The 12,582-nt window shown below is 66.3% G+C and carries 8 protein-coding genes; all 8 read right to left on the reverse strand.

Annotated features, from left to right (window positions below):
• Nucleotides 1-41: 41 nt before the first annotated feature.
• The 8 genes from G4L39_RS15215 to G4L39_RS12245 all read right to left on the reverse strand — a co-directional run bounded on the left by G4L39_RS15215 (nt 42) and on the right by G4L39_RS12245 (nt 12,437).
• The gene (locus G4L39_RS15215; RefSeq protein WP_240893986.1) at nt 42-4,418 is read right to left on the reverse strand and encodes a glutaminase domain-containing protein; all 4,377 of its coding nucleotides are present in this window, start codon (nt 4,416-4,418) and stop codon (nt 42-44) included.
• Nucleotides 4,415-6,901, reverse strand: coding sequence for a beta-L-arabinofuranosidase domain-containing protein (locus G4L39_RS12215; protein WP_165108469.1), 2,487 nt, complete (start codon nt 6,899-6,901; stop codon nt 4,415-4,417). Before G4L39_RS12215 ends, G4L39_RS15215 begins: the two co-directional genes overlap by 4 nt.
• Nucleotides 6,902-7,093: 192 nt before the next feature.
• Nucleotides 7,094-8,149, reverse strand: a complete 1,056-nt coding sequence (locus G4L39_RS12220; RefSeq protein WP_165108470.1) for a rhomboid family intramembrane serine protease — start codon at nt 8,147-8,149, stop codon at nt 7,094-7,096.
• Nucleotides 8,150-8,284: 135 nt separating this feature from the next.
• Nucleotides 8,285-8,785 carry a MauE/DoxX family redox-associated membrane protein gene (locus G4L39_RS12225; RefSeq protein ID WP_165108471.1) on the reverse strand — a complete coding sequence of 167 codons (501 nt, stop codon included), beginning with the start codon at nt 8,783-8,785 and terminating at the stop codon, nt 8,285-8,287.
• Complete coding sequence (locus tag G4L39_RS12230) at nt 8,782-9,429, reverse strand: rhodanese-like domain-containing protein (RefSeq protein WP_165108472.1); 648 nt, start codon at nt 9,427-9,429, stop codon at nt 8,782-8,784. The genes G4L39_RS12225 and G4L39_RS12230 overlap by 4 nt, the downstream gene beginning before the upstream one ends.
• Nucleotides 9,430-9,481: 52 nt before the next feature.
• Nucleotides 9,482-10,774 carry a DUF1573 domain-containing protein gene (locus G4L39_RS12235; protein ID WP_165108473.1) on the reverse strand — a complete coding sequence of 431 codons (1,293 nt, stop codon included), beginning with the start codon at nt 10,772-10,774 and terminating at the stop codon, nt 9,482-9,484.
• Nucleotides 10,775-11,051: 277 nt separating this feature from the next.
• Entirely contained in the window at nt 11,052-11,582 is a 531-nt protein-coding gene (locus tag G4L39_RS12240) for an adenine phosphoribosyltransferase (protein WP_165108474.1), read from the reverse strand.
• An 18-nt stretch (nt 11,583-11,600) separates the two neighbouring features.
• Nucleotides 11,601-12,437: a sigma-70 family RNA polymerase sigma factor gene (locus G4L39_RS12245; protein WP_165108738.1), complete on the reverse strand. Its 837-nt coding sequence runs from the start codon at nt 12,435-12,437 to the stop codon at nt 11,601-11,603.
• Nucleotides 12,438-12,582: the final 145 nt, after the last annotated feature.

Here is a 12,582-nt window from a genome sequence, read left to right on the forward strand (position 1 = left end):
GCCGATGATATCAGGGCCGGCGCCCGGCGCGGGCGCGGCCTTTACTTCGGGGCGAACTCCACCCGGACGAACCCGGCGTCAATGTACTGGCCGCCGACGGTTTGCCGGCAGGTGATGGCCAGGAGGTTTTTCCCGGGTTTCAGGGCCGCCCGGGCCTGGGGATTGAGGGCCCGGTTGAAGTAGCTGGTGACATACCCACGGAACCGGCCGATCAACTGTCCGTTGAGGTAGACCTCGGCGTCTTCATCGTGGTGGATCCAGAGCTGGAGCTGGTCGAGTCCTTCGGCGGGCAGTTCGATTTCCCTGCGCAACCAGATGCGGGGAGTATTCCAGACGGTGCCGATATGGGCGCCCGGAGTGCCCGGGGTGCCGAAACCGCCCCGGCCCTCCTTCCATTGCGAGTCGTCGAACCCGGGCTGGTACCAGTCCGGGCCCGGCCGGCTGGTGGTGTAGCGCCAAGTGGCGGGTTGGGTATCGGCGGCGGGCACGACCGGGATGATCCTGGGCGGGACCGGCATGGGCGCCCAGTTGGTGGCGCGGGTCTGGTCGCGGGCGGCCCATTTCTCCCAGAGCTGCGGCTCGTAGAGCATGGGTGCGAAGAGGGCCCCGACCACGGGTCGGGCGGTGAACCCGACGCGCCGTGCGGTTTTGGTGTCGTACCAATCGGTCATGGGGACCCGGTCGGGCGTTTCGTTCAGAAACCGCCAGACCGGTTCGGTCAGTGCGAGGAAATCGGCGGGATTGCGGCTCAGGGTGGCGGACCAGAAGATCCAGTCCAGCTTGGTGTAGTCGCGACGGTTGTCCAGGGGGAGCCCGTAGCGGTTTTGCACTTTGCGGTAGAAGGCCACCTCCTTCTGGAAGACCTCCTCGGGGAAGAGGTTCAGGCCCAGGATCCGGTCCCAGATCAGGTTGTATTTCTGGCTCCAGGTGCCCGGCCGGTCAAAGGCCAGCCGGTAATGATCCCCGTCGTCGGCCTCCTGCACCCAGCGTCGGGCGAAGTTGCGCGCGGTGGTGAGGTATTCTTCGGCCCGGGCCCGGTCGCCGCGCAGGGCGCAGAGCTGACCAAACGCGCCCAGGCCGATGATGGCCTTGGCGCTGAGGTTGACGTTGTGGGCGAGGTGCCCGGCGAAATCGTCGGTGCACAACTGGTTTTCCGGGTCGTATCCCTTCTCCTTGAGGTAGGCGGCCCATTGTTCGAGCCGGGACCAGTACGGCAGGGCGAAGCGCGCGTCGCGGTCGATCCGGGCCACGGCGGCCACCAGGATGAGCGCGTTGCCGCACTCTTCGACCGGCATTTGATTTTCTTCCGAATGTTCGCCGCCTCCGTAGACCTGGCCGTTGGCATGGGGATAGGTGCCGAGGTCATGCGGTGCGAAGGGGAACTTCCAACGTTCGCTGGCGGCGTAGTTGAGGTAGGGCACCAGGAACGACTTGGCCAGCGTGGAACCGAACAGCAGGAACTGGGGCGACATGGGATAGAACACGTCGGCGGTGCCGATGCAGCCGTTGGAGTGGTTTTCCTTGCAGAACTGCAGGGGTTGACCGTTGGCATCGGCCACGAACTTGCCGGCGGCAAAGCACTGGCGGTAGGCCAGGGCCGCCATTCGGGCGTAGGCGGGCCCACCAACCTTTTCCAGATCGGCCATCAACTCGCGGTCAAACGCCTCGCACCGGCGCTCCAGGCTTTCAAACTCCGCGGCTGCCGCGCGCAGGAGATCGGCCGCCTCCCAGCCGTTGCGCCGCCAGTAGGGTCGCAGGTTGTGCCCCATGTACTGGATGGAATAGAGGTCATCGTAGGCGATCATCAGCCAGGTGCGCACGGGCCTGGGGCCGACGTTGCCCACGGGCAGGTTCCACGCCACCACCAGGCGATCGGCACGCACCGGTTCGGCGCTTCCGGCCACTTCGGTGGGCCAGCGACCGCCCCGGAGGAAGAGTTCCTGGATTTCATGGCGCGGACCGGCCGCCGGTGCGCCGGGTGTGTTCGCCGAGCCGGCCAGGTAGAGATACCCCCAGTCGATGCGCAGATCGTCTCCGCGCTTTTCGAGGATGGGCTGCTCGACCGAGCCGACCCGCACGGCGTGGACGGTCTCCCAGGATTCGCGTTGCCAGGTCACGGTTTGTTCCGGCTCGTTGACGGTCAATTCCGCCGAGGCATCGAAGTAGAGGGCCACGGTGTGGGAACGTCCGTCGGTGGAGGCGAGGTCGAAGGTCACGTACGTCACGGGTCGCGAGAGGATGTCCACGTCCATGGGGAGGGCGGGGGTAAGGAAGGTGAGATGCAACCGGATGCCGCCGCCTTCGAAGGTGTAGCGGGTGCGCGTGGGCAGGACCTCCAGGCCGGTCTGCGTCAGGGCGGGCACGCGGGCCGGGCTGGCGCCGAGGAACCGCCAGACGCGGTTGTCAATCTTGATGAGGCCGGTGAGGCGATGCGGACGCCCGGTCCAGTGAACCGTGTCGGCCCCGGTCAACTCGTCCGCGGGGGACCAGATGCTGAAGTACGGGTCGTGCGCGACCAGCGGAGTGGCGGGCGGGATGAGTTCGTCCCGTCGGCTGACCCGTTTCACCGGCGGGGTGTAGAGTTTGCGGGCGGCCTCGGCAATCAGGTCCGGATCCATTTTGACCACCGCACGGTCATAGGTCATGAGACCGTTGACCTCGATTTCGACGTCGGTGGTCTGGGTGTAGACGGCGGCGGCCAGGCCCTGATCGCCGGTGAGCGGATGGAGTCGGCGCAGGAGTTCGAGGTACGCCTCGGTGAGTTCCTCGCGGCTGTTGTAGCTGCGGTACCCCCAGTTGCGTTCCTCCTGCCAGGTGTGCCCGGCCAGCGGCAGCCCCAACCCGCCAAACTCGCCCAACACCACCGCACGGCGCGATTCCACGGGTGCGGTGCCGGGACCCGGATAGACGTGGATGTCATGCACATCGCCGCAGCCGCGATCGGCCCAGCCACTGGCGTTGTTGACCAGCCGGGTTGGATCCCACTGTTTGATCAGCTCCACGATCCGGCAGGTGTCGTATTGGCCCCAGCCCTCGTTGAAAGGCACCCACATGACGATGCAAGGGTGGTTGTAAAGGCCCTCGACCATGGCCCGGAGTTCGCGTTCGAACTGGGCAGCTGATTCGGGGGAACGCTGGATGTCGGGATCGTTCGGGCCGATGTAGCGGTCACCGCTGGGCATGTCCTGCCAGACCAACAGGCCCAGCTTGTCGCACCAGTAGTACCATCGGGCGGGCTCGATCTTGACATGTTTCCGGGCCATGTTGAACCCGAGCTTTTTGGTCATTTCGATGTCGTAGCGGAGGGCTTCGTCCGTCGGGGCCGTGTAAAGTCCGTCCGGCCAGAAGCCCTGGTCCAGGGGACCGAACTGGAACAGGGGCCGGTTGTTCAGGTACAGGCGCGGGATGCCGGTGGGATCCCGTTGGACGGCGATCTTGCGCATGCCAAAGTAGGATCCGACGCGGTCGCCCACCTGCTTTCCGCGCCGCAGTGTGAGTTGGAGGTCATAGAGGTGGGGATCATCCGGCGACCACAGGCGCGGCCCGGGAATCCGGATTTCCAGGACCGCGGGTTGGGCGGGCCCGGCCGCGGGGAGCGGGACGGCGCCCCGGCCCACGGCGCGGCCCTCGGACCGCACCTCCGCCTCCAGCTGCCAGCCCTCGGCGGGGCCGGCGCAGAACGCCTCGATGCGGATGGTCTGGTCGTCAATGTTTGGCGTGAGGCGCACGCGGCCGATGTGCGTCTGCGGCACCGGTTCGAGCCAGACCGTCTGCCAGATGCCGCTGGACGGGGTGTACCAGATGCCGTGAGGGTCCCGGACCTGCTTGCCGCGCGGTTGTGTGCCGGCGTCGGTGGGGTCCCAGACCGCCACCACCAGTTCCTGTTCACCCTCCGGCTTCAGCGCGTCCGTGATGTCGAAACTGAAGGCGTCGTAACCGCCCCGGTGCTGGCCGACCTCGCGTCCATTCACCCACACCACGGTCTCCCAATCCACCGCACCGAAATGCAGGAGAACCCGCTGGCCGGCCCAGCGCTTCGGCAGGGTGAACGTGCGCCGGTACCAGAGACGATTCGTCTCATAGACGCGGCGCATCACACCCGAAAGCGCCGATTCCACGGGGAACGGCACGAGGATCTTTCCGTCCCAGGTTCGGGGTTGGGGATCTTCGCGCAAGGTGATGGCGTAATCCCAGAGGCCGTTGAGATTTTGCCATTCCGTGCGGACCAGTTGCGGTCGCGGATACTCGGGGTGCACCCGTTCGGGCGAAACGTCCGCCGCCCATCGGGTCATCAACGGGCCGCGAGCCGGTTGCCATCGAGAGGGTGCAGGTGCATCGGCCGCGGAGGCGGCCGGTACCGGTTGAACCTGAGGTCCGAGCATGATGCCGGCGATGAGGAGGAGGATTTGTCGTTTCATTCTTCGAGGATTTTCCATTCCAGGATGCCTGCGGAAAAGTTGGGTTGCAGTTGGACGACCAGGCGGATCGCGGTGGTTTCCACCGGATCGAACTCCACCCGATTCCACCGGTCACGGGCCACGCCGGGTTGGATGCGTGTCGTTACCGGCCGCCATTGATCGCCCGCGCGGTATTCAATGGTCCAGCCGGCCGGCACGCGACACTCCCCCACACCCGTGTCGTCAAACCAGTACACCGCCACGGCGCCGACCTTGCGCGGTCGTTCGAACTCGGCCTGGACCCACTCGCGGGTGCCGCGTCGGGGCCACCAGGTGAACCGCGGGATGTCGTGATCGTTGGAGTGCGCCGGTTCCAAACCGTCGCCCAGGGCATCGAGCGTGTCGTGCTCGTAACAGTGCGAAGCGGAGGCGCGCCAGTCCGGCTTTTTCGGGCGCGCGGGCGGCATCCAACGATGTGCGGATGACCCGGTGCTGACGGTGGGGAAGGCGGCAATGCGCAGCCGCGCGGCGCCCATGGGGATCAGGGTCACCTCCTCCATGGGCTCGGTGGTGTAAGCGGGTGAGGGCTGCAACGGCGCCACCATGTTCAGCCGGTCCATTTGCCACTCGGGAATCCGCCGGGCCCGGGCCCGGATGCGGATCGGCACCGTGTCCGGGGTGAACGGTTGTGGGGCGAGCCGGCCGCGTTTGCGTTCGATCCGCAGGCCGGCCGTGGGCCGGGCAGGGTCGAGTTCCAGTCCGTAGTTCCATGCCGAGGCGGGGAAGACCTCCCATTCCGGCCAGCCCGGGACACGTTCGCCGTATTTTTCCCAGCGTTCCCGGATGGCCAGGGAAAAGGCCAGCGGCCCGTAGTGAACGGACACGGCATTGTGATTGGTGGGCCAGGTGCGCACCGAGAGTTCCATCGGCAGTTGCCATTCCACCACGTCGCCATCCCGCCAGGTGCGTTCCCACCGGACGTAGGTTCGCGGTCGCGCTTCCACCGGGACGCGACGACCGTTCAGGAACAAACGCGGTTCGCGGCACCAACCCGGCACCCGGAGATACAGCGGGAACCGCTCCGGTTCGGGCGTGACCACGCGGATGCGGACGCGATCGTCAAACGGATACTCCGTGTCCACCTGGAGATGCACCGTGGTGCCCGAGCCCACCCGGGCACGCAATTCACAGGGCGCATAAAGAATCGCCGCCAGACCCTGGTCGGGCGTGGCCAGCCAGAGCTCTTCCGCGTAGTAGGGCCAGCCGTGGGAGACGTTGTGCTGGCAGCAACGATAGACCTCGTAGGGGCTGTAGGAGAACATGGTGCCGGAGTTCTGAATGCCCGGGGCCTTGTTGTGCCGGTCCAGCTGCACCTGGTTGGCGCAGGTGATGTAGTGCAGGGCGCGCGCGTCCGGTGTCAGGGCCGCCGGAAACGAGTTGAATGCGATCTCCTCGCAGCGGTCGGCCCAGACCGGATCGCCCGTCAGACGCACGAGCATTTCGTAGCTGTGCATGAACTCCACAATGCCGCAGGTCTCGATGCCCCCGCGCGGATCCACGTACCCGGGCCGTACGTTTTCGTCCCCCACGAAACCGCCCCCCGGAAACTGGCCGTAGGTTTGCATGACCTTCTGCCAGTTGCGCTCGGCCGAATCGCGATGGGCCGGATCATGGGTGAACAACCAGGCAATCGTACCGGCGCGGAAGCCCTGGGCGATGTTGACGTTGTGCCAGTTGACCACGTCGCGGTGCCAGGCGGGCATGTTTTCGTGGATCTTGCGCGCCAGGTCCAACAACCAGGGTTCGCCCGTGCGGTTGTACAGCCAGAGCACGCTCTCGATGTTGTCGCCGGCGCGCAACGGGGGCCAGTAACCGACGCTGAACGCTCGACCCGGCAGCCGATGTTGCCAGGCAAAGTAACGGCGCATCACCTCCAACACCCGCGGATCCCCGCTGAATTCGTGGTAACTCTGCAGCACGTTCAGCATCACCATGTGCGGCCACATATCGGGTTGGCCGTCCAGGCTGGTCAACAGATCGCGCGGACCGAACCAGCCGTCCTCCCGCTGGGATGCCATGGCTGCCTCAATCCAGCGCCGTGCCTCCGCGATCAGGTGCGGGTCGTTCAGCACGTAGCCGAGGTCGCCATATCCCTTCAGCCAGTAGGGCATTTCCTCCCAGCCGCGTTCGCCCCTGCCCTCCGGGCTGGCCCAGGCGCTCCGCTGGAAATCCAGCCAGGGCGAGATTTCCGACAGCCGACCCACCATGCCGTCGCGGGCCAGTTCCAGTTGATGGCGCAGCCAACCCCGGGGAACGATGCTGCCGATGGGAAGACGCACGAACGCCGCCGGTTCCAAGGGCGCGCGATGGCCGCCATAAAAGCGGTTGGGCCCCGACGCCACAGGCCGTTCCACCACGGTCGGACCGTCCTCAGCCCGACCTGTCCACCCGACCCACGCCACGACGATCGCAAGCACTGTCCATGCCCGGCCTGACCTCTTCATGTCGATTTTGCCCTGGAATGCGTTTGCCAACGGTATGGGACGTTCCCGGTTCGGACCCGATCCGAGCCCAGCATGACCCCGGTCGTTCACGGGCGCAACGTCGTTCGAACTCCGGTCCCGCCCGGACCGGATCGCTCCGTGTGCCGCACAGTCTGCGTCAGAACCGCCCGCCCGTCATGTGGCATGAAGTGGCTACATGTCGGTCGCGGGCTCATCACGGGTCCGCCTTTTGTGGATCCACCAAGCCACCGCGCCGACCACCGCCCCGCCCAGGTGCGCCAGGGCGGAAACCTCCCCGTGACCGCCCAGTTGAGAGAACGCCAGAATGAATTGAAACAGAATCCAGATGAACCACGCCACACCTGCCGGGATGCGAACCAGACGCCAGTACACAAGCAGCCCGAGCCGGACATGCGGGAACTGCAGCGCGTAAAAGGTGATCAATCCCGAAATCCCGCCGCTGGCCCCCACGCAGGGCTCGTCCGGACGGGGATCCAGCAGGATGTGCAGGATGTCCCCGGCAAGGGCCGAGCATATCAGCAGCGCCAGCCAGCGCTTTCGTCCGAGGTAATCCTCCACATTGTCGCCGAAAACGCACAGGAAATAAAAGTTGGCGAACCAGTGCCACGCATTCGCGTGGAGGAAAAAGCTGGTGAGAAAGGTCAGGCCCCCCATGCGCCACCATTGGTTGGGAATCAGACCCCACTCGGCCAACACGCCCTCGCCACCCCACCAACCGATGAGGGAAACGGCGGTGATCAAAAGCGCAAGCCCGTACGTGGCCCACGGGAACCCGGCCGGTTCCCGATCCGACAACTCGGCCGGAAATCCAAGAAGCATCGGCAGCCAGTGCCATCCCTCCGGCTCCGGGTTGGCTTCCATCTCCCGCTTGACCTTCTCCAGTTCGTGGAGTGCCAGGCGCTCGCGCAGGGCCAGTTCCTGGGCCGCCTCGCTCACGACCACGTTTTTCGGTACGACTTCAAATTCGCCGGGGTCAAACCAGATCAGCCTGCACGACCGGCAACCGTCCAACTCGAGCGACGGGTTCTGCACGTGAAACCGGCGCATGAACTGGTTGCAGAACGGGCACCGTGGACCTCCCCGGAAGCTTTGCTGGTTGAGCAAACGCAGCACCTGCGTGGCCCAGCGATCCCCGGCCATTTGCCGGATTTGCGGGACGGTGACGGCGCATCCTCCGCACTGATCGCAGGCATGATAGATTCCGCCGCGATGCCGGATGGTTCGCAAATGGCCGGAACAGACAGGACAAAACACCATCGTCGCTTGCGCCCGCAAGGATGAGAACGTCCCCGGTTGCGTGGCAAGGTCGGACCGGCCCGGCCCGGGGGCGGACCCCGCACCGCGACGGCCGGACCTCGGACCTCAGGCGCGGGTCGCGCACCCGGCCAACAGTGCATAGCGAACCGAGCCCGCGCGACCCAGCCGGCCCGAGCCCAGCACAACCGACACACCGAGCATCACGGCGTTCTCCAGCAGTTTGGTGCAGAGCCACACTTCGCCCGTCCCGCAACCGCAGTCAAACCTCACCGCACACGGCGCCAGCCCCTGCGCGGCGGCCAACTGCCACCCGTGCACGGCCACCAACACGGTGAACCCGGCCAACAGGCAGGCCAACAGCCAGGACGTGCCCCGAACGGCAATCCCGACCACCAGCAACACCGCACAGAACACCTCCAGCCACGGCAGCAGAATTGCCGTCGCATTCAACAACCACGGGAAATGAATCACATCATACTGCCGCACCGCCTTGAGAAAGGTCACCGGGTCAAGAACCTTGGCCAGCCCCAGCCAGCCCACCCACAAACCCAACCCGACGCGCAGCGCGGCGCCGACCCAATTCCTGACCTGTTCCCGTCGGTTCATGGCGTCGGGGCCGGAGTTGAACCGGTTGAGGTTGGACGGGGTTCCACCGGCTGGCCCCGGGCCTCCCATTCCTCGAAGCCCCCCACGTAGATGACCAGCCGTTCCCGCGGTACACCGGCCTGTTCCAGGAGGGAGGCAGCCAGCTCGGCGTCCTCGCACCGGCCCCCGCTGCAGTACACAATCACCTTTTCCGCCTGCAAACAGGCCGCCACGACTTCCAAAAGGTTCTGCTCCGGCCGATAGGGATCAAACTGCCGGGCTCCCGGGATGTGACCGCGTCGGTAGGGGATCTCGGCGCGCGCGTCCACCCACACCATCCGACCGGTCAGCCGCGCAGGATCCGCAAACGCTTCCACGGCCCGTTCGAACGTCCAGGCCGCATACCCGCGGGCGGTCACCCGGGCGATCGCTTCGGATTCCGCGTCTGCGGCCGGGACTCCGGAGGGGGCGTCTCCCGCCGTCACCGGTTGAGGTGTCACCGCCGGCAACGGGAAGTAGTTCCTCGTCCAGTTCAGCCCGCGCGGCGAGAGCGCATTGGCCAGACACCCGAACCCAAGCCCGACGGCCAGCACCAGAACCGCCTCCGCCACAATGCACCAAACGGAACCGACGGACCGGCCCGCACCCTCCCCACCGTGACTCATCGCGGATATTTCTGGCGCGCGTTGCATGCGGGTGCCGGTCCGGGGCGAGAGCTCAGGTTCCGGGCATGGGCGGTAATTCCAGCGGCGGCCGGGCCGGCCGCGCTGCCGCGGGTGCGGCCGGGCTCGCTGCTGCCGGCCTGGCGCCCGGTGCGGCCGGGGCAGGGGCGGCGTTGGGCGCCGGTAGGGGCGGCGGACCCGCCTGGACTGCCGGTTGCGGTTGTGGGGGAGGCGGAAGGGCCGGGGGCGGTGCCACCGGGCCGCGCGACTGGGCGATGGGCACGCGAAGCTGCGGATGATTCGGATGTGAAGTGTTGGCTGTCAGGGCCAGTACCTGACCGGCCGGAATCTGGAATCCGGCGGGAAAATGCAGCAGGACGTTGAAATACCGGCCCGGATTGGTCTCCTGAACCTCCACGGTGACGTTGGTGTGGTTGACGGTCACGTCCGACAGGCGCAGCTGGTTGGTGCCGTTGTTGACCACCGCCACGGTCAACGTCTGCGGCGTGGGCAATGGCCCGGGCGCCAGTTGCAGGAAGGGCGGCGCCACCGTGACCACCGGCTGCATCAACAACAGCGCCGTGACACTGAGCTTCGGCAGGTTCGTGGACGAGGTGTCCATGCTGATGACGCCCTGGACATTGCCCGGCGGCGCGTTGTCCGTGGCAGCGATGACCAGATCGAATTCACGGCCCGGCTCCCGTTCCACAAGCTCGGCTTTCAGGTGGGGACTGCTGCTTTGGGGTGCCTCCAACCGGAGCGGCGCCTCCTCGCGGTTGACGATGTGGATGACGGCCCTGGCCTGGTCCAGTCGCTCGGGATTGGCGTGCAGGATGGCGTAGCGGGGGCTCAGCTCGACCGGGTTCCAGATCTCGGCCCGCAATTGCAAGGCCACGGTCGGTTGCCGGGGATCATTGCAACTGACCGTGATGGGCTTCAGCACCTGCCCCTGAAAGCCGGCCGTGTTGAACTGGATGGGAATGACGCCGGTTTGTCCCGGCTCGACGCGCCGGGTCCATTCCCCCGCCGTGGTACAACCACACGATGCATGCACGCCGGTGATTTCCAACACCGCCCGGCCCGTGTTGGTGAAGACAAAATCGTGTCGGAGGACGGCCCCGCTGACCACGCGACCGAAATCGTGGATGGGCGCCGCGAAACGGATCTGCGGTCCGGTACCGGTACCGGTCTCGGGGGTCGCCGGCGCACCCGCGGCCGCGGCCGCGCCCTGCGGCGGAAGGGTGGGCGAGGGAACCTGACCCGAACCTGGCAGGCAGACCAACCCCAGAAGCACCCCTGCCATGAGCGGAATGAATTCATGACACCGCCAGTGGACTCGCGTGTTCATAACCGTCCGTATCTAACCCCAAGCCCCGCCCCGTTGCAAATCCCTTGGAACGCGCCCGGTCCGCGCGGGTGCTCACGGAAGTCCAGGGATAGGGAACACCGGACGCCGTTTGCGGCAACCTTCAGGGTGGATCCGGGCCCGCGGCGACGGCCGGGTATAACGGGACCGGCCGGTTTCCGGGCCACGCGGGGGTTCGTTCGAGAGGCGCGCGATGGCAACCGGACCCGACGCCCGTCCGAGGGGTGGGGCGAGGGCGGGGGAACGCCGACGCAAACCCTCAGTAAACCACGATCGAGCGGATCGGGTACCCGGCCAACCGGGCCCGCCCCTGCAGGTGGCTCAGCTCGATCAAAAAGGCGATCTGCAGGATCTGCCCGCCCAGTTTTCGCACCAGCTCCGCCGCTGCCGCGGCGGTGCCGCCCGTGGCCAACAGATCGTCCATCAGCAAGACCCTGGCACCGGGCCGGATGGCATCCACGTGAATGGCGATGGTGTTGGTGCCGTACTCCAGTTGGTAGGTCTGTTCGTGGGTCAGGTAGGGGAGCTTGCCCTTTTTGCGCACCGGGACGAACCCGGCGCGCAACCGATAGGCGGCGGCTGCGGCAAAGATGAACCCGCGCGCGTCAATGCCCACCACGGTGTCCACCTGGCCGGGCGTAAAACCCTCCGTCAACAGGTCGATGCTCCCGGCGAACAGGCGCGCGTCGCCCAGGAGGGGCGTTATGTCCTTGAACTGAATCCCCGGCTGGGGAAAGTCCGGCACGTTCCGAATGGCCTGCTGGATTTCAAGGGGGGTGACATCCGCCATGGTTCAGACTCCCGTGGGTCAATCCTTGACCTTCTCGAGTTTCTCAATCATCCGGCGCAGCTTGCGCAGGGCAATGTTTTGAATCTGACGAACGCGTTCGCGGGTGACGCCGAACTGGGCGCCCACCTCCTCCAGCGTTTGCGGCGGTTCACCGTCCAGGCCGAAGCGCCGCGTCAGGATGGTGGCCTCGCGCTTGTCCAGCCGGGCCAACAACTCGCGGAGCATGGCGGTCACCGTCTTTTCCTCCAGCTCCTCGTAGGGTGTGTGGGCGGATTCGTCCTGAACGATCTCGCCAAAGCTGTTGGAGTCCTCCTCATCCGAAAGCGGTGCGTCCAGCGAGGCCGGTCGGATGGCCGCCGTGCGCATTTGCGCCACCCGGGCGGGGGTGGTCCCCAGCTCGGCTGCAAGCTCCTCATCGGTGGGTTCGCGCCCCAGCTCCTCCTGCAACTCCATCGCCACGCGCCGCATGCGCGCGATCTTGTCCACCAGATGCACCGGCAGGCGGATGGTCTTGGACTGGTTGGCCAGGGCGCGTTTGATGGCCTGTTTGATCCACCAGGCGGCGTAGGTGGAAAGCTTGCCGCCCTTCTTGGGATCGAACCGTTCCACGGCCTTCATCAACCCGATGTTCCCTTCACTGATGAGATCCAGCAACGGCAACCCCAGCCCCTCGTAATCCCGCGCAATCTTGACCACCAACCGGAGGTTGGCCTTGATCATGTGTTCCCGCGCCTTCTTGTCGCCGGCCTTGATCCGCGCCGCCAGTTCGATTTCCTCCTCGGGCGTCAGCAGCTTCACCTGCCCGATTTCCCGTAAATACAGCCGGAACGCGTTCTCCGTGTCCCGATCGTCAATGTCCTGATCCTCCGGGCCGACCTCGGCCTCCCGCGCCACTTCGAGCTCGGCCGGGGTGGGGCCGGGTGACTGCGCCGGGGTTTGAGGCTCGGGTACGGTCGCGGCGGCGGGCGGCGAAGTGGCCTCCGGGGGGGGCGCCGCAGGT

This window comes from Limisphaera ngatamarikiensis, assembly GCF_011044775.1.
In the GTDB taxonomy this organism is placed as follows: Bacteria; Verrucomicrobiota; Verrucomicrobiia; order Limisphaerales; family Limisphaeraceae; genus Limisphaera; species Limisphaera ngatamarikiensis.